17 protein-coding genes and 1 pseudogene are annotated in these 16,490 nt (G+C 59.4%); 5 read left to right on the top strand and 13 right to left on the bottom strand.

The window, feature by feature from the left end; genetic code table 11:
* Window positions 1-199 precede the first annotated feature (199 nt).
* A complete protein-coding gene (locus DR88_RS04655; RefSeq protein ID WP_025861905.1) occupies window positions 200-1,036 on the bottom strand; it encodes an alpha/beta fold hydrolase in 837 nt (278 codons plus the stop codon).
* Between the two features lie 192 nt (window positions 1,037-1,228).
* A complete protein-coding gene (locus DR88_RS04660; protein ID WP_004175291.1) occupies window positions 1,229-1,804 on the bottom strand; it encodes a hypothetical protein in 576 nt (191 codons plus the stop codon).
* Between the two features lie 131 nt (window positions 1,805-1,935).
* On the opposite strand from DR88_RS04660, the gene DR88_RS04665 reads away from it, so the two are divergent.
* Entirely contained in the window at window positions 1,936-2,850 is a 915-nt protein-coding gene (locus DR88_RS04665; protein WP_004148979.1) for a LysR substrate-binding domain-containing protein, read from the top strand.
* 5 nt (window positions 2,851-2,855) lie between these two features.
* Here the strand turns inward: DR88_RS04665 and DR88_RS04670 are convergent, their stop codons facing one another.
* From DR88_RS04670 to DR88_RS0126580, 4 genes and pseudogenes are all read right to left on the bottom strand, one after another.
* Window positions 2,856-3,191, bottom strand: a complete 336-nt coding sequence (locus tag DR88_RS04670; RefSeq protein ID WP_004148980.1) for a DUF1869 domain-containing protein — start codon at window positions 3,189-3,191, stop codon at window positions 2,856-2,858.
* Between the two features lie 6 nt (window positions 3,192-3,197).
* Window positions 3,198-3,530 (bottom strand): TehB family protein, encoded by a 333-nt coding sequence (locus tag DR88_RS04675; protein ID WP_002911866.1) that lies wholly within the window; start codon window positions 3,528-3,530, stop codon window positions 3,198-3,200.
* A gap of 222 nt (window positions 3,531-3,752) precedes the next feature.
* Window positions 3,753-5,646, bottom strand: a pseudogene (locus tag DR88_RS0126585) (putative bifunctional diguanylate cyclase/phosphodiesterase).
* 10 nt (window positions 5,647-5,656) lie between these two features.
* Entirely contained in the window at window positions 5,657-6,154 is a 498-nt protein-coding gene (locus DR88_RS0126580) for a putative pterin-binding protein (RefSeq protein ID WP_017879892.1), read from the bottom strand.
* A gap of 307 nt (window positions 6,155-6,461) precedes the next feature.
* Between DR88_RS0126580 and shiA the strand changes: the two genes are divergently transcribed.
* Together shiA and DR88_RS04685 are read left to right on the top strand one after the other, a co-directional pair.
* Window positions 6,462-7,781 (top strand): shikimate transporter, encoded by a 1,320-nt coding sequence (gene shiA, locus DR88_RS04680; protein WP_004148985.1) that lies wholly within the window; start codon window positions 6,462-6,464, stop codon window positions 7,779-7,781.
* 46 nt (window positions 7,782-7,827) lie between these two features.
* Window positions 7,828-8,568: a lipoate--protein ligase family protein gene (locus DR88_RS04685; RefSeq protein WP_025862166.1), complete on the top strand. Its 741-nt coding sequence runs from the start codon at window positions 7,828-7,830 to the stop codon at window positions 8,566-8,568.
* Here the strand turns inward: DR88_RS04685 and DR88_RS04690 are convergent.
* Window positions 8,528-9,484: a LysR family transcriptional regulator gene (locus DR88_RS04690; RefSeq protein WP_004148986.1), complete on the bottom strand. Its 957-nt coding sequence runs from the start codon at window positions 9,482-9,484 to the stop codon at window positions 8,528-8,530. The genes DR88_RS04685 and DR88_RS04690 overlap by 41 nt on opposite strands.
* Window positions 9,485-9,599: 115 nt before the next feature.
* Between DR88_RS04690 and DR88_RS04695 the strand changes: the two genes are divergently transcribed.
* Complete coding sequence (locus DR88_RS04695) at window positions 9,600-9,989, top strand: tautomerase family protein (RefSeq protein WP_004175282.1); 390 nt, start codon at window positions 9,600-9,602, stop codon at window positions 9,987-9,989.
* A 21-nt stretch (window positions 9,990-10,010) separates the two neighbouring features.
* Here the strand turns inward: DR88_RS04695 and DR88_RS04700 are convergent, their stop codons facing one another.
* Window positions 10,011-10,742 (bottom strand): HPP family protein, encoded by a 732-nt coding sequence (locus DR88_RS04700; RefSeq protein ID WP_032444049.1) that lies wholly within the window; start codon window positions 10,740-10,742, stop codon window positions 10,011-10,013.
* Between the two features lie 198 nt (window positions 10,743-10,940).
* Here DR88_RS04700 and DR88_RS04705 point away from each other — a divergent pair, with 198 nt between their 5' ends.
* Window positions 10,941-12,050, top strand: a complete 1,110-nt coding sequence (locus DR88_RS04705; protein WP_004148987.1) for an adenosylhomocysteinase — start codon at window positions 10,941-10,943, stop codon at window positions 12,048-12,050.
* 42 nt (window positions 12,051-12,092) lie between these two features.
* Here DR88_RS04705 and cobT read toward each other — a convergent pair whose 3' ends face one another.
* The 5 genes from cobT to sbmC form a co-directional block, all read right to left on the bottom strand.
* Complete coding sequence (gene cobT, locus DR88_RS04710) at window positions 12,093-13,160, bottom strand: nicotinate-nucleotide--dimethylbenzimidazole phosphoribosyltransferase (protein ID WP_004148988.1); 1,068 nt, start codon at window positions 13,158-13,160, stop codon at window positions 12,093-12,095.
* Window positions 13,161-13,187: 27 nt separating this feature from the next.
* Window positions 13,188-13,928, bottom strand: coding sequence for an adenosylcobinamide-GDP ribazoletransferase (gene cobS, locus DR88_RS04715; protein ID WP_004144121.1), 741 nt, complete (start codon window positions 13,926-13,928; stop codon window positions 13,188-13,190).
* Window positions 13,929-14,242: 314 nt separating this feature from the next.
* The gene (locus DR88_RS04720) at window positions 14,243-14,566 is read right to left on the bottom strand and encodes a DUF496 family protein (RefSeq protein ID WP_002911883.1); all 324 of its coding nucleotides are present in this window, start codon (window positions 14,564-14,566) and stop codon (window positions 14,243-14,245) included.
* Window positions 14,567-14,733: 167 nt separating this feature from the next.
* The gene (locus DR88_RS04725) at window positions 14,734-15,792 is read right to left on the bottom strand and encodes an FUSC family protein (RefSeq protein WP_002911885.1); all 1,059 of its coding nucleotides are present in this window, start codon (window positions 15,790-15,792) and stop codon (window positions 14,734-14,736) included.
* A 98-nt stretch (window positions 15,793-15,890) separates the two neighbouring features.
* Window positions 15,891-16,364, bottom strand: coding sequence for a DNA gyrase inhibitor SbmC (gene sbmC, locus DR88_RS04730; RefSeq protein WP_004144123.1), 474 nt, complete (start codon window positions 16,362-16,364; stop codon window positions 15,891-15,893).
* Window positions 16,365-16,490: the final 126 nt, after the last annotated feature.

Below are 16,490 nucleotides of genomic sequence, written 5' to 3'. Positions count from 1 at the left end.
CACTTGTCTCTTGCGCAGAATTCCGCCGGGTTTCCGCAGAGAAACCCGGCGTTTTATCCTGCGAGGGGAAAATAGTCGTCAGGTACCCCATGAGTTAAGCAGATTTCCTCTGCACGTCAACCGGCGCGCCCCAGGCGACTGGCGCCCAGGGCGCTGGCGGAATGCCATTAACGGCACTCTGCCCGGCAAAGAGGGCAGATCAGGCGCGGATAAACGCCAGCAGATCGGCGTTGATAGTATCGGCGTGGGAGGTATGCATCCCGTGCGGGAAGCCAGGATAAATTTTCAGCTGGCTGTTCGGCAGAAGCTTGTCCTGCAGGATGGCCGCATTTTTATAGGGGACCACCTGGTCGTCATCTCCCTGCATCACCAGCACCGGCAAAGTGATCGACTTAAGGTCTTCCGTCTGGTCGGTCTCTGAAAACGCCTTAATGCCTTCATAATGGGCTTTGGCGCTGCCGATCATCCCCTGTCGCCACCAGTTCTGGATCGTCCCCTGGGATATCTCTGCTCCATCACGATTGAAGCCATAGAACGGGCCAGAGGCGACGTCGAGATAGAACTGGGCGCGGTTCGCCGCCAGCGCTTTGCGGAAACCGTCAAACACCTCGATCGGCGTCCCGCCCGGATTCTGCTCGGTTTTCACCATTAGCGGCGGGACGGCGCTAATTAACACCGCCTTCGCCACCCGCCCCTGCGGCTGACCATAGCGGGCGACGTAGCGTGCGACCTGGCCGCCGCCGGTGGAGTGCCCGACGTGGACCGCATTGTGCAGATCCAGATGTTCCACCACCGCCGAAACGTCCGCCGCGTAATGGTCCATATCGTGCCCCTCGCTAACCTGATCGGAGCGGCCATGACCCCGACGATCGATAGCGATGTCCCGGAACCCTTCGGCAAGGAAAAATAACATCTGGTTATCCCAGTCGTCAGCGCTTAACGGCCAGCCGTGATGAAAGACAATCGGCTGAGCTTCCTTTGGTCCCCAGTCTTTAAAGTAAATGTTGACGCCGTCTTGGGTGGTGACAAATGCCATATTACAGACTCCTCTTTCAGGATAACCAGCCCGCAGGCCCGTGCCTGGGCTGAACGCCGACGGCGGCCGGCAGGAGTGCCGACCGCACAGGAATGTGATGCCTGTAACAGTGTAGAAGATATTTAACGCCGGGCGGGACAACTTACCCTGTCTCGCTTGATTCGCCGATCCTGGACCAGACCGCGTCTGGTATCAGGCCGCACTCTCCTGCTGGCGGATCCGCACCATCAGCGCGCCGAGCAGCGCCCAGTCAAGCAGCACGGCGAAGGCAAAGCAGACGCCATGGCGTCCTCCTCCCGCAGTATGCCAGGTCAGCAGCGTCGCCGCGATGGCGATAGCTACGCTCAGCACCGTGGCGCCGCTGACCCGCATCCCCGGCAGCGCCGTCCTACCCGCCGCAATGCGCCAGGCGACAGCCGCTCCCGCCCCACCGCACGCCACGCCCGGCAGCAGTGCCGGCCAGTCCTGCCCGCCATACCAGGCCACCAGCGCCAGCAGCCAGCCGGCCGCTGACAGCAGAAAGGCCCAGCGCGTCGCCGCCAGGGGTGAGCGATAAAGCCAGGATTGTCCGCGAGTGAATCCCCACCCGACGCCAAAGGCCGCAATCAGCGCCGTCAGCAGACTCAGCGTGCCGGTCACCCCGATAACCGGGGGCATGATTAACAGCAAGGCCCCGGCGGCGATGACCACGCTAAGGGCGATAGCGCGGCCGCGGGGGTCGATCGTTGCCGCGGCTTCCGCGGCGGTGTAGCGGCTTACAACGTGCATAGTTGACTCCTGACAGGCGAAGCTGCATGAATTTAATTCATGTCATTGTCTTTACATGCCCGTAGCCTATCGCCACTATATTGCCTTACACAAACGCATAGTTTTCAGCCATAGATGAGAAAAACTCAGCCATGAGACCACCCCGTCTGCCGCCGCTGGGGGCGCTACGCGCTTTTCATGCCGTCGCCCGCCACCGCAGTTTTAAACAGGCCGCCGAGGCGCTCGGCGTCAGCGCGACGGCGGTCAGCCATCAGATTAAACTGCTGGAGTCGGTGCTGGAGTGCCGGGTCTGCGAACGCAGCGCGCAGGGCGTCAGTCTGACCGCTGATGGCGAGATCCTTTACGCCGCCACCCAACGCGCCTTTAGCGCCCTGGAACAGGCCGTCGTCCAGATCGCTCATGCCCGTCAGCCGCCATCCTTAACCGTCACCACCACCTCCAATTTTCTCACCCACTGGCTGGTGCCGCGGCTGGCGGATTTCACCGCCCGCTTTCCGGCTATCGACCTGCGGCTACACACCAGCGTCGAACGAGTGGATCTGCATCTGGGCACGGTAGACGCCGCGATTCGCTATCGTGAAACGCCGGAGCCGGACCTGTACTGCACGCTGCTGTATGAGGATCGCTTTATCGTGGTCGCCAGCCCGACTCTGGGCCTCAGCCGGCCTGAAGATCTGCAGCGGGTGACGCTGTTTCACGTTGCCAACCGGCGCGTGCCAGCTGATTCGCCGAGCTGGGAGAACTGGCGTCGGCGCTATGGACCGCCGAAGCTGAATATTGATGCGGGGTTAACCTTTAGCGATGAGACCCATGCCCTGCAGGCGGCGGTGGCCGGTCAGGGAGTGGTGATCGCCAGCGAACTGCTGGCGCGGGATCTGCTGCAGCGCGGCGTATTATCCGCGCCGTTCAGCAACGCATTGCCTGGCGCCCGCTACTACCTGGTCACCACCGAGGCTGCGGCGCAGCGGGCGGATATTATCAATCTGCGGGAGTGGCTGGTCGGCCAGATGGCATTAGGTGACGGTCGCCATCCGGCGGAAGAGTAGCGGGCTTACCAGCCGCAAACGTTGGTCTCTTCATCGGACTCGTAGCCGCGAACGATATTGATCAGATCCTTCACCGTATCAGCGGCGGTGAGCGGGTCGCGCAGCGCCGCCAGCGAGGAAAAGGTTTTATCAACCGAGACGCCGTTATTGTTATTGGTGACCGTCAACAGAAACTCCCCCTCTTCCCTGTCGTCCGGCAACTTGCTCAGCAGGTCATTAACGGCCTCCACCGCCTGCTGTGGAATATACAACACCATTGGTTTGAGAAATATTTTTTCCTGCTTCTGGTGAAGTCGGCCATTCTCTAGCGCTAAGGTATAACCTTTATTTTCACTGGTCATCTCTTGTTATCCCTCGATGAGAATTTTTGGATCAACATAAAAGTCGACATTAAAAACCGTGTCCTCTGAGAGGGCCTCAATACAGTGCCACTTCTCCGGCGGAAAGACGCCAAACTGGCCGGCTTCAATAGTCAGGGTTTCAACGGGCTCGGGGCTGGTTTCATCGGCATAGCCGAGATAGCGGATCGCCCCCTGCATCACCGAGAGACGAGGGTAGACGCCCTGCCGGGTGCCGGCATCCAGATGGCGGCGCCAGATAGAGGCCGGGGCGGTCTCTTTGGTCCACAGCGGCGTGCTGCGGGTGTGAACGTAATGGGTGGGAATAATGATTCGCTGCATAATTGTGCCTCACTTTACCGTCTCAAACGCGACGTTCAGAAATAGCCTATATGATGCATATCATATACCCCTTTTAAACGTTAAGGATATTATTTTGTTGTGGAATTTTACGCCTACTCCTTTTTATACCTCGCAGGGATTAGCGCTAAGAGAAAATAAAAAAGGCGATTTCAGGATCCTGAAATCGCCCGGGAGAATAAAAGTAGACACGTTAAAAATTTGTTAGCGCAGCGGACTCGGTTTGCCGATTAAATATCCCTGAACCAGGTCACAGCCCAGCGCCTGCAGCGAAGCCAACTGCTCTTCGGTCTCTACACCTTCCGCCACAATGCGCATATGCAGGCTCTTTCCCATGCTGATAATCAGGCGGACGATATCCAGATCGTCTTTTTGTTCCGGAATATTGATGACAAACGAGCGGTCGATTTTAATTTTATCGAACGGGAAGTAGCTTAAACGGGACAGGGAAGAATAGCCGGTACCAAAGTCATCGATGGAGATCTGAATGCCCTGCTCGCGCAGCTGGCTGAGAATTTCCAGCGAACGGGTGTTCTCATTGAATACGTCCGACTCGGTGATCTCCAGATCAAGACGTCGCGGATCGAGGCCGGTCTGATGCAGCACCTCGATAATGGTGTCGGTCAGCGATGTATTCATCAACTGAATTGGTGAAACGTTGACCGAGACCTTCAGCGGCGTCGCCCAGCTGGCCGCTTCGGCACAGGCGGTTTTCAGCACCCATTCGCCAAGGGCATTAATAAGACCGATTTTCTCTGCCACCGGAATAAACACCGTCGGCGGCACGGCGCCGCGCACCGGATGGAACCAACGAACCAGCGCTTCATAGCCGTAGATTTCGCGCGTGACGGTATCGGCGATCGGCTGATAGTAGACTTAGGGCCTGCAGCAGATCGTCTTCAAACGATTTGTTCTCCTGCAGGCGCTGCAGCATCCCCGGCCGGAAGATTTGCACATGGCCGCTACCCTCTTTTTTCGCCTCATACAGCGCGAGGTCGGCGCACTTGTACAGATAATCGGTACGACTTTCACCGTCAGAGATCACGATCCCAATGCAGGCGTCGATATTAATCTGCGCATCGTAGATCTGATAGGGCTGGCTGATCTTCTCCCGGATAACATTGGCCCGCTCAAGGGCCATCTCCTCAGTGAGATCGTAGGAGAGCATCGCAAACTCATCACCGCCAAGGCGATACAGCGTCTCGGAGGTTTTGCGGAAAAAAGAGAGGCGACTGGCCAGATCCTGCAGCAGCTTATCGCCAGCATCATGGCCAAGGGTATCGTTCACATCCTTAAAGCTGTCGAGGTCGAAAAGCATCACCACGGCGCATCCCTTATACGGACGCACCTGGTTGACGATCTCCTGCAGCCGCTGCCAGAAAGAGAGACGGTTGGGCATACCGGTCAGCGAATCATGGTAGGCATCGTACTGCAGCCGGCGGTTCTGCACCTGCAGCTTCTCTTTCGAGGCCTGCAGATCGTTGGCCAGCGTTTTCATACGAACATGGGCGCGACGCAGATTATTATTCTGTCGGAGCATCAGCAGACCGAGAGTTATACACATGGCGATCAGCAGAATGGAGATCACCGAGTAGATATAATAGAGATGCTGGATTTTATCATGGGTGATATTAACGATATTGATATCTTGCGTCAGGGTGGCGGCGGCCATTGAGGTCAGCGGACCATCAAGCTCGCTTAACACCGGCAGGATCTGTCTGACCTGCTCCGGCGTCATGGTATCAACTTGTTTATCGAGCAGATGAAGATTACGAATCAGCGTCGCAACCACCGTCTTCCGCTGCTCGCTTTTATTGATAAATTTACCCAGATCGCCCTCTTGCAGAAGCTCGATCTGGCTCATCATGATCTCAAGACGCAGGCGCACCTCATCGTGGTCCGCCCCTTCGGCCCCAATCGCCATTCCCGCCAGACGAGACTCCAGCCGCATATATTCCGACACCATTTGCGACATTGACCACGAGTCCGTATAGCGGGTAAATTTTTGCAACTCACTTTGTCGCTCATGCACCAGATAAGTAATATATCCGGTGACAACAAATAACGACAAAATAATAGCCGTGAGTATTCGATTCAAGATCCAACCCTTATTCTATAATCATCTTTGAAACTTGCCAGGCCGATCGGGAATAATAGATCTGGTTCTGTAATTCAGCACTGCTGTCGTAAGGGTAGACAATAAATAACGGGCCTTTATCACGAATGCGCATATATTGACCGTTCATTTTTAACGCCATAATGACCGGGAATTTATAAAAATCATCAATCGGGATAATGGTGGTGTAGTCGTTCAGCGCCAGCACACGGGCCGATGTACCTTTCGCGCCGACTAAATCCATGAGTTTATTAAGGGGAATGCCGTCAAAACGAACCTTGCCGGTGTACCAGGGGGTGGTGGTTTCTACCGTCTTCATCCCCAGTTTTTCCAGCATTGCGAGATCAAAAACGGCCTTGTCGCCGACATTCATATTTCCGATTTTTCCGGAAATGGTCAGTACAGGTTTTCCTGTCGGCGCAGGCAGTTTTTCAGCATAAGCAGAAGGCAACATGACAGAACAAAATAAAACTGCAAGAAGTAGACGCATTTTACTCACCATTCCAGAGAGGGAGACACGTTAAGTGTAAACCATTTACATCGATTCTTAAAAGGTGTCCATCTTTGTTATCCGTTGATTTAATAAAAAGTATAAGCTGGATGGCAAATTGCCAGAATGTTAAGTCCAGGGTGTGATTTCGACCGCCTTTCCCATCGATTCTTTTTTGCGCCATCTCCCCCGCTTAGCAGGCAAACTACTTTCCTCCACGGCCGCTGCGCGGTAGTCTCAGAGCAGACGCAACGGTAAAAGCGTCTCATTCCAATAACAATGAAGTACGTGACTGACAGGACAGGGTATGGATTCAACAATAAGCGTGCAGCCCGGCGAGGCGCCAGATTCACTACATCGGGCCCGGCGGGCGGCCTGGGGTAGTTTTGCCGGCGCGGTGGTCGACTGGTACGATTTTCTTCTCTATGGCATTACCGCCGCGCTGGTGTTCAACCGCGAATTTTTCCCGCAAATCGGCCCGGCGATGGGAACGCTTGCCGCCTTTGCCACCTTCGGCGTTGGGTTTCTTTTTCGCCCGCTCGGCGGAATTATTTTTGGCCACTTCGGCGATCGCCTCGGGCGGAAACGGATGCTGATGATGACCGTCTGGATGATGGGTATCGCCACTGCCTGCATCGGCCTGCTCCCCTCGTTCAACCAGATCGGCTGGTGGGCGCCGGTGCTGCTGGTGTTCCTGCGAGCGGTTCAGGGATTCGCCGTCGGCGGCGAATGGGGCGGCGCGGCGCTGCTCTCGGTGGAGAATGCCCCACAGGGGAAAAAAGCCTTTTACAGCAGCGGGGTGCAGGTGGGCTACGGCGTCGGCCTCCTGCTCTCTACCGGGCTGGTATCGCTGATTAGCAGCCTGACCAGCGACCAGCAGTTCCTCAGCTGGGGCTGGCGCTTACCGTTCCTGTTCAGCGTGGTGTTGGTCCTTATTGCGCTGTGGATCCGCAACGGCATGGCGGAATCGCAGGAGTTTGAAGCGCAGCAGAGCCTGGACAACGCGCCGCAGATGAAAAAGCGGCTACCGGTAGTGGAAGCGCTGCTTCGCCATCCGGGAGCGTTTTTACTGATTATCGCCCTGCGGCTGTGTGAACTGCTGACGATGTATATCGTCACCGCCTTCGCCCTCAACTACTCCACGCAAAACCTCGGCCTGCCGCGCGAGCTGTTTCTCAACATTGGCCTGCTGGTGGGCGGTCTTAGCTGCCTGACTATCCCCTGTTTCGCCTGGCTGGCAGACCGCTTTGGCCGTCGGCGGATCTATATCACCGGGGCGCTGATCGGCACTTTGAGCGGTTTCCCGTTCTTTATGGCGCTGGAGAGTCAGTCCGTTTTCTGGATCCTGTTCTTCGCCCTGATGCTGGCCAATATCGCCCATGATATGGTGGTCTGCGTCCAGCAGCCGATGTTTACCGAGCTGTTCGGCGCCAGCTATCGCTATAGCGGCGCCGGCGTCGGCTACCAGGTGGCGAGCGTGGTCGGCGGCGGCTTTACCCCGTTTATTGCCGCGGCGCTGGTCACCTTCTCCGGCGGATCGTGGCACAGCGTGGCCCTCTATCTGACCGCAGGATGCCTGCTGTCAGCGCTCACCGCGCTGCTGATGAAAAAGCCCCCCGTCGACTGACCCACCAGCGGAGGGCGTAACCCGCGCCCTCCGGTAAGGAGAATGCATGTCTCAGTTAACCCTGGCCGACTGCTGGCCTCGCCGTTTTTCCCCCTCCTCGCTGGCGCTGCAGTTTTGCGAGGATCCCACCCAGGCCGAACAGCCGCTGTTTGCTAAAGCCAGCGCCGGCGAGGCCGTCGCCCAGCTCTGGCAGGCGCCGCAGGGATTGGTGGTGCCGGGGAGCTATCGTCAGTTTACGGATCTGCCGGCGGTCAGCGCGCATTTTGCCGCGCGCGGCTGGCCGGTATGGCTTCGCCGCTCCGGCGGCGGTCTGGTGCCCCAGGGGCCGGGCATTATCAACCTTAGCCTCGCCTGGCCGGTGCAGCAGCCGCTCGGCGAAGCCGCCGAACCGATCTATCATTCGCTGTGCGCTGTGCTGCAGCGCACCCTCGCGCGCTTCGGCGTTGCCAGCCACCCCCGGGCGGTGAGCGGTTCCTTTTGCGATGGACGGTATAATCTTGCCTGCGGAGAATGCGCGGAGGCGCGCAAGATTGTCGGTACCGCCCAGTACTGGCGGCCGCTGGCGGCGGGCGGCGGCCACGTGGTGCTGGCCCATGCGGTGATCCTTATTGACGCCGATCTGAGCGCGGCGCATCAGGCGGCGAACGCCTTCGAAGCGCAGCTCGGCAGCGAGCGGGTCTATTGCGCTGACAAGACCGTTACTCTCGCGCAGCTGCTTCCCGGCGAGCGCCATCTGCTGCCCCGCTTTAGCGAGGCGCTGGCGCAGGAGCTGGACGCGTCTCGCTGAAGGTCGCTTTCAGGTAGCGGCTGAAGGTTTCCACCGCGCGCGACACGCGCGGGGTATAGGGCCGGATGACGTACAGCCGATCGGCAAACACCTCTACTGGCTGCCACGCCGGCAGCAGCTCCTGCACCAGCCCGCGGCCAATGGCCTCCCGGGCGCTGAAATCCGGCAACAGCGCCACCCCAAGCCCCGCCAGCACCGCATCACGTAGCGACTCGCTGTTATTGGTGGCGAATGGCCCCTGCACGTTGATGGTCACCCGAGCATCGGGCGACTGACGGGAGGCGAACGTCCACTGCGGGCGCTGTGGCCCACGGGGATAGGTCAGGCATTGGTGGTGGCGCAGATCTTCGGGGGTCTCCGGGCGGCCATGGCGGCGAATATAGTCGGCGGACGCGACGGTAAGCGTCGCGGTGTGACACAGCGGCCAGGCGACGTGGGTATCCGGAAGCGCCTCGCGTCGACAGTGGCGGATGGCGAGATCGAACCCTTCGCTGGCCAGAGAGACCAGCCGGTCGGTGACCTCAAGCTGCAGATGCAGCTGGGGATGCTGATGCAAAAACGGCGCGATTACCGGGACCAGCTGCTGGCGGGAAAAGGCCACCGGCGCGGTCAGGCGCAGCGTTCCCCTCAGCGGCCCGCCCTCATCGCAGGCGCCGGTGAAAATATCCCGCAGCTGACCAAACGGCTCGTTGAGCTCCGCCACCAGCCGCAGTCCGTCGTCGCTGAGGCTCACGCTGCGGGTGGTGCGATGGACGAGGGTTTTACCGGTCACCCGCTCCAGCTCGCTGATTTTCTGGCTGATAGCCGACTTGCTGATCCCCAGCTTTTCCGCGGCCCGGGTATAGCTTTTTTGTTCTTCCAGCACCGTCAGCCAGTACAGATGGGGCCAGTAACTCTCCGGACGACTCTCGCTCATGTGATTGTTCACCAGTAAAAACAATGTATTCAACTATAGCGGTTTTTGCCGACGGCGGCATCGGCTAGCATCTTGTTGAGCCCATCATTATTCCCTAACGATAAGGAGCACCTGCATGCCATTACTGACATTTGACCTGATTGAAGGCCGTACGGAACAGGAGGTCAAAACCCTGCTGGATGCCGCCCATCGCGCCGTGCTACGCGCCTTCGAGGTACCAGAACGCGACCGTTACCAGATTGTTCATGAAAACAAAGCCCACCATATGGTGATTGAAGATACCGGCCTCGGACTGACCCGCACGCGGGATCTGGTGGTGGTGCGGGTCTATACCAGCCCGCGCAGCGAGGCGCAGAAGCAGCGCTTCTTCGCCATTTTGCAGGAGGAGCTGGCGGAACACTGCGGCCTGAGCGGCGATGATCTGATGGTGTCGATTATCAGTAACCAGAAAGGCGACTGGAGCTTTGGCCGCGGGGTCGCGCAGTATCTTACCGGCGATCTGTAACCCGCAGCCCGCAGTACGCCCTTAGCGGCGGGCTGCCGTCGCGATACGCTGCCGCGCCTGCTGCTCGATATTCTCCAGCAACTCCTGGACATCGTCTTCATCAATGTCGAGGAACTGGCCTTCCAGCAGCGCGGCGTGAATATCTTCCCGGGTGACCGAAATACCCAGCGGCACCGCCCTGGATTTGACCTCCTCTGCCGCCAGCGGATGCGGATAACGGCGGCCAACCAGGTTATTAAACACAATAGCCAGCAGCGCCAGCATCAGCGAGTTGAGGAGCACCGGGGTCAGCACAAAGTGATAGCCTTCGCTGTGCACCCCGGCGCCGCCGAGGATCGCCGTCAGGGCCACCGCGCCGCCGGGGGGATGCAGACAGCGCAGAAAATACATCCCGGCGATGGCCAGAGCCGCCGCCAGACCGCAGGCCAGCGCCGCATCGGGGACCAGCATACCGACCGTGACGCCGATCAGCGCCGACAGCACGTTGCCGCCGACAATCGACCACGGCTGCGCCAGCGGGCTGCTCGGTACGCCAAACAGGAGTACCGCCGAGGCCCCCATCGGGGCAATAAACCACAGATTGACTTCGCCGAGCAGCCAGTGGCTGAACATGCTGGTCACCGCCAGTCCGGTGCCGGCGCCAATGGATCCCAGCACGATATGCCGGCGGGCCACCGGCAGCGCGTGCGGCTTCAGGCGGCCAAGGAAAATCCGCAGCCGTGAAAATATCCCCACAGGAATAACACTCAACATCGCTTCATCGCTCAAATCATAGGAATTACTTATATTTTATTTTCTTTTTTTAACCTTAAATTAACAACCCTGTCTTTCGCAGGGGATAGCGCGGGCGGCGATGTCCGACGGCATTGTGCTGTGAATTCTCGCGGGGGCTGATAGAATCCCTTTTCGGTCAGGGGGATACCCCTTTTGCGAATTGAAGGTCATAACCCAGTGAATAATAAAATCTCTTTAGCGAAAGAAGTGGCATGGGCCAGCCAGAATATGCCGCGTACCCTGCGTCAGGTCGCCGCGCTGCCCGACCTCAGCGGCGTGCGTCTGGCCTGCTGTATGCACCTCGACATGAAAATGATCCCGCTGGTGCAGGGGATCCTCGACAAGGGCGCTCAGGTCTTTTTAACCACCTGTAACCCCACCACCGTGCAGGACGACGTGGTGGCCTGGCTGGTGGAGCGCGGCGCCGAGGCCTGCGCGTGGCGCAATATGAGCGATGCCGACTGGCAACAGTCATGGGAAAAAGCGATTGCCTGGCAGCCCACTCACCTGTGCGAGATGGGCGCCGATATCACCACCCTGCTCCACCAGCGCGGCGAGTTTGGGAACATCGTGGCGGGTCTGGAAGCCACCGGCTCGGGCGTCAATCGGCTGGGGGATATTCAGCCAGGCTATCCGATCTTTAACTGGGACGATCTGCCGGTCAAAGAGGGGCTGCACAACCGCCATATGGTCGGTCTCACTGCCTGGCACACCTTCTTCCAGACCACTCACCTCACCCTGCATGAGAAAAAAGTGCTGGTGATCGGCTACGGCCTGGTCGGCCAGGGCGTCGCGGCGGCGGCAAAAGCTTTTGGCGGTCAGGTGATGGTGGCGGAGATCGATCCTGCCCGCCGTCTGCAGGCGGCCTACGACGGCTGGCACGTGGTGGACCTCCAGGAGGCAATCGCCTCGGCGGACGTGGTGGCCACAGCGACAGGCGGTAAAAACGTGGTTAATCGCCAGGCGCTGGACCGGGCGAAAGCGGGAGTATTTATCCTTAACGTCGGCCACGTGGCGGAAGAGATCGACGGCGAGTACCTGCGCCAGTACCCCCAGGAAGAGGTGATGCCGTATATCAACGCCTACCGCATGGCCGACAAAACCGTCTATCTGCTGGCCAATGGTTCAATGCTCAATCTGACCGCTGGCTTCGGCGACAGCCTGAACGCCTTTGACGTCACCCTCGCGGTGATGGCCAGCGGCATCCGCCATATTGTCACCGACGGCATGCGCGCCCCGGCGAAGGTTTATCTCCTACCCCAGGCGGTCTGGCAGCTGGCCCTGTAAACCCGGCGCATCGCCCCCATCGCGGGACGATGCGCTTTACCATCAGGATGACGGCGCGCTATCGGGCAACACAATATTGCTCTGCGCCAGCGTTCCCATCTGGTTATACATCACGCTGGCGGCATCCAGCAGGTGCATCGCCAGCGCGGCGCCGCTGCCCTCTCCCAGGCGCATGTCCATATCGAGATACGGCCGCAGACCCAGCGCGTCGAGGGCGATCTGCGCTCCTTTCTCCGCCGACAGGTGTGAAGGAATAAGATAAGGGTGCGCCGACGGGGCCATGCGGCAGGCGGCCAGGGCAGAGGCATAGGAGAGGAAGCCATCCAGCACCACCGGCAGGCCACAGGAGGCCGCCCCGAGGATCACCCCGGTCATGCCCACCAGATCGTAACCCCCCACCTTCGCCAGGACATCCAGCCCGTCGGCCGGGTTCGGCTGATTATGGGCTATCGCCTGGCGCACCACCGCCACCTTATGGCCCCGCTGCGCCAGCGGCAGATTGGCCCCACAGCCCACCACCGCGTCAGGCTCGCTGCCCGTCAGGACACTGATCGTCGCTGCGGCCGGGGTGGTATTGGCCATTCCCAATTCGCCGACGCCGAAGGCTTTCACCCCGTCGGCAGCGAGCTGGCGGGTGAGCTGCATGCTGGCCAGCAGCACCGTCTCCGCCTGCTGGCGGCTCATGGCCGCCGTCCGGGCGATATTCCCGCTACCGCGGGCCACTTTGAGGTTAATCAGGCCCGGCAGCGGGTCGGCATCGATGCCGACATCCACTACCTGCACCCTGGCCCCGGCCTGCGCCGCCAGCACGCAGACGCCGGTGTTGCCCCGCACCATATTGCCGGCATGAATGGCCGTCACCCCCTGCGGCGAAGGGGTCACGCCTTCATGCCAGACGCCATGGTCGGCGCACATGACCACAATCGCTTTCTCCGCCAGCGCCAACTGCCCCTGCAAGCCAGGCAGACCGGCCAGCTGTACCGCCAGCGTCTCCAGACGGCCAAGGCTGCCGGGCGGCTTTAACAGGCCATCAATATGCTGCTGAGCGCGCGCCATGCCCGCCACATCGGGCTGCGGAATGGCAGCCAGTAACGCCGAAAGTGTTTCCATTCTGTTCCTCACCGTTGGCGTCAGGCCTTACAGCAGCGCCAGTAAAAAGAGTAATTCGCCCAGCTCAATCGCCGCCCCGAGGGTATCCCCGGTCTGCCCGCCGAGGGTTCGCTTCAGCGCCCATCCCAGACCCCAGATCAGCACCAGGGTGATCAGCGCGGCGCGCAGCCCCTGCAGCCCCATCAGGGCGGTGGCCAGCGCGATCGCCATCGCCATCGTCACCAGCGTCTGCTGCAGGCTAATTTTGCCAATAAACAGATTGCCCAGCCCCTTTTCCCGCGCATAGCGATGACGATACATCAGCAGCACCGCCATCCCGCGACCGACGGCGCAGGCCGCCGCCAGGGCTGCGATGGGGTGGATATCACGCAGCAGCAGCTCGCCAACCACCAGCACTTTCGCCACCAGCACGAAGATCAGCGCCAGCCCGCCGTGGGTGCCCAGCCGGCTGTCGCGCATGATCTCCAGCATCCGATCGCGGGTGCGGGCGGAGAAAATGCCGTCGCAGGTATCAGCCAGCCCGTCAAGATGGAATCCGCCGGTGAGCAGCGCCAGCGCCAGCACGCCGAACAGCGCCGCCAGCGGGACGCCGCACCACGGCTGCAGGAGGAGCGCCACCGCGCCGGCGATGGCGCCAAGCAGTAAACCGACCAGCGGAAAGGTGACGATACTGCGCTGGTACTGTTCGATCTCCAGGCCCTGAGATAACCGCGCCGGGACCGGCAGGCGGCTGATAAACGAGAGTGCAGCAAAGAATGACTTAATCACGTGAGGTTGACTCCTGTCGGCGAAAGCAGCGGAAGAGTTCTGTCGCGCCCGGTCAGCACCTGAGTTTGTCTTCTGGCGAATCGATCGTCGGAGAGGTGAGAGGTGTTGAGATATCGCCCTGACGCCGCTGCGTCAGATGCCCGGCCAGGATGAGAGAAACCTTTCCGATATCAATACGTTTTTCGCGGGCCAGTATAGCAAAGTGTCGGTGAGGAGAGGCAGTTGCCGGAACAAAGTTTTCGCAGAAAAAAGCAGGGAAGAGAGGGAAACGCGGAACAGCCCGGCGACGCTGACCGCCGCCGGACCGGCAGGGTTTAGCCTTCGACTTTGGCTTCGCCCATCACTTTCAGTTTTTTCGAGATGTCGCGGCGCTCTTTGGACAGCTCGGCATTTTTGATGATGTAATCATCAACGCGATCTTCGTAATCGCTCTTCATGCTGGCGATGATGCCCTGGATGGCTTCCACGCTCATGCCCGGTTTGATGTAGTCGCTGAGGTTGTCCAGCAGCAGAACGCGCTTCTGGTTATCACGGATCTTTTTCTCAACGTCCTGAATTTCACGCTGCAGTTTGTTCTTACGACGGTACAGACGAACAAACTCCAGTACGTCCTGGAAAGAAGGCTTAGTTGTTTCCATTTTTACACCCCTAATAATTGAGATTCGGATTCGTAAAGCGACTGCGTTATAGGGCTAACATAACTGCTAGCAGCCGCTGATGACAATGTTTTTTCCTTTGCGTTTATCATAACCCTAAACGCTGCTGAATCGAAACAACCCATGTGGTTACCCGGTGCATCTGGTGTTTATTTGCGCAACGCGCGGCAGATCAGATGCGAGAGCAGCTCCAGCTGGCGCGCCAGTTCGATTGAGAGCCAAACATAGCCATGGACCGGGGTTTCCGCCAGGCCGTCATCACCCTGCTCTTTCAGCAGCTGGCGCAGTTCGAGGACGATCTCAGTCAGCTTTTCATTGTTGGCGCGCACAGGCTGAGGGTTCCCTTCGTACAGCGCGTGGGCGATGGACAACAGCGTCTGCTGGGTCATCTGCTGCGTCTCCCGCAGGGTGTGCGCATTGAGCATCACGAAGTGACCCGGACGCGTTGCCCACCAGGCGTTGATCTGTAGCTCCAGCATGCAGACGAGGTTGCGGCTGACGGTCTGGATAGCCTCGAAGATCGCCTTCTGGATGTGCGTCTCTTTGCTGGCGGGGGTGATCAGCCCGCGCATTTTAACCACGTCGTTCAGCGCCTGCTGGAGATGCTTTTCCAGCCGCGGTCGATCCACCAGATTTGGCGAGAAGCCGGCCTGGTAGAGGCGGTTAAAGTTGGTGACATAGCTGGCCATCTGGATGCGCCAGTGGATGAACGCCCGCTGCGGCCAGATGCCGGTAAACAGCATCGCCAGCAGCGAGCCGAAGATCACATCGCCGCTTCGCCACAGCGCGGTATGCATATCGCCGGGCGGCGCCCCGACCACCACCGACAGAGTAATGCCGATCAGCAGCGCCTGATAGGGTTTCTTGCCCAGCGCCAGCCAGCCGCAGAGGAACATCGCCGCCGCGCACCAGAGGACCATCAGCGGCAGAGAGATGAGCTCAAGCTTCAGCGCCACCAGCCCCAGCGCCGAACCGAGGATCGTGCCGCCGATACGCTGAAACGCCCGCGGCACGACGTTACCCCAGAAGGAGATCGGCCCCATCACCACCACCAGAGTGATGAGAGGCCAGGTTCCCTCAGGCACGTTCAGCAGCCGCACCAGCAAAAAGGTGAGCACAAAGGCCAGCGCAATCCGCACACCATGCACCACCCGATAATGGCGATACAAGCGGATCTCAAATGGCTTGAGTGATTTATCAGCGCGCACAACCCTCTCCGGCAAAACGAAAAGGCCAATTGTAACTGCTTTTTCGCCCGGAGCATGCCGGGAATGTAAAAAACCTTGTCCGGACCAGGGGTAAACCGCTACGACGCGACGCGCTCAACGGGAACATACATGTCGATATCCCAGTAGCCGTCGTGGTTGCCGTCGTTAAGATAGACCTCAAAGCAGGGCTGGGGGGCGATGCGATACGCCGTGCTCTGCTGCAGGCTGTCAAAAAACTGCATCCACGGGGTGGCGAAGTCGTAATCCACCACCCGCGCGCGGGCGCAGGCGTAATCCCCGCCGGCAATCGCCGCCAGGATCACCCCTTCGCTGTTGGCGGGAATGACATAATCCTCATCCACGGCGACCGCTGTCGCGCAGCGCAGTTTTTCCGCCGGCACTTCCTCCGGGTTATCGTAGTAGACGGCCACCCATTCGCGGGCGGGCACCTGGTGGTTCTCAACCCACATCATCAGTTGCTCAAACCCCTGCTTGACCGTGTGATCCCAGGGCCCGACCAGATGGAAACCGGCGATGGTTTTCTTGCCGAGGGTGGTGATGCTGTAGTTCATCTTGCCTCCTTTGGAGATAAATTGCTGTATGAATATACAGTTAATTTAACAGGAGATCCCCCCTCAGTATGTGCGCGAATTCACAGAGTCGCCACCACACTGCTGTAAAAACAGGCGCCCCGCCAG

The organism is Klebsiella pneumoniae, assembly GCF_000742135.1.
Classification (GTDB): domain Bacteria; phylum Pseudomonadota; class Gammaproteobacteria; order Enterobacterales; family Enterobacteriaceae; genus Klebsiella; species Klebsiella pneumoniae.
Note: the sequence above shows the minus strand (reverse complement) of the source record. Positions and strands in the feature narration are given on the sequence as shown.

Excerpts from the sequence above, each read along its gene's own strand:
- DR88_RS04665 (WP_004148979.1), top strand. The coding sequence starts at position 1,936 with ATGAGACCACCCCGTCTGCCGCCGCTGGGGGCGCTACGCGCTTTTCAT.
- DR88_RS04690 (WP_004148986.1), bottom strand. The coding sequence starts at position 9,484 with ATGAGCGAGAGTCGTCCGGAGAGTTACTGGCCCCATCTGTACTGGCTG.
- shiA (WP_004148985.1), top strand. The coding sequence starts at position 6,462 with ATGGATTCAACAATAAGCGTGCAGCCCGGCGAGGCGCCAGATTCACTA.
- cobT (WP_004148988.1), bottom strand. The coding sequence starts at position 13,160 with ATGGAAACACTTTCGGCGTTACTGGCTGCCATTCCGCAGCCCGATGTG.
- sbmC (WP_004144123.1), bottom strand. The coding sequence starts at position 16,364 with ATGAACTACAGCATCACCACCCTCGGCAAGAAAACCATCGCCGGTTTC.
- DR88_RS04675 (WP_002911866.1), bottom strand. The coding sequence starts at position 3,530 with ATGCAGCGAATCATTATTCCCACCCATTACGTTCACACCCGCAGCACG.
- DR88_RS04655 (WP_025861905.1), bottom strand. The coding sequence starts at position 1,036 with ATGGCATTTGTCACCACCCAAGACGGCGTCAACATTTACTTTAAAGAC.
- DR88_RS04720 (WP_002911883.1), bottom strand. The coding sequence starts at position 14,566 with ATGGAAACAACTAAGCCTTCTTTCCAGGACGTACTGGAGTTTGTTCGT.
- DR88_RS04700 (WP_032444049.1), bottom strand. The coding sequence starts at position 10,742 with ATGTTGAGTGTTATTCCTGTGGGGATATTTTCACGGCTGCGGATTTTC.
- DR88_RS04660 (WP_004175291.1), bottom strand. The coding sequence starts at position 1,804 with ATGCACGTTGTAAGCCGCTACACCGCCGCGGAAGCCGCGGCAACGATC.
- DR88_RS04695 (WP_004175282.1), top strand. The coding sequence starts at position 9,600 with ATGCCATTACTGACATTTGACCTGATTGAAGGCCGTACGGAACAGGAG.
- DR88_RS04670 (WP_004148980.1), bottom strand. The coding sequence starts at position 3,191 with ATGACCAGTGAAAATAAAGGTTATACCTTAGCGCTAGAGAATGGCCGA.
- DR88_RS04685 (WP_025862166.1), top strand. The coding sequence starts at position 7,828 with ATGTCTCAGTTAACCCTGGCCGACTGCTGGCCTCGCCGTTTTTCCCCC.
- DR88_RS0126580 (WP_017879892.1), bottom strand. The coding sequence starts at position 6,154 with ATGCGTCTACTTCTTGCAGTTTTATTTTGTTCTGTCATGTTGCCTTCT.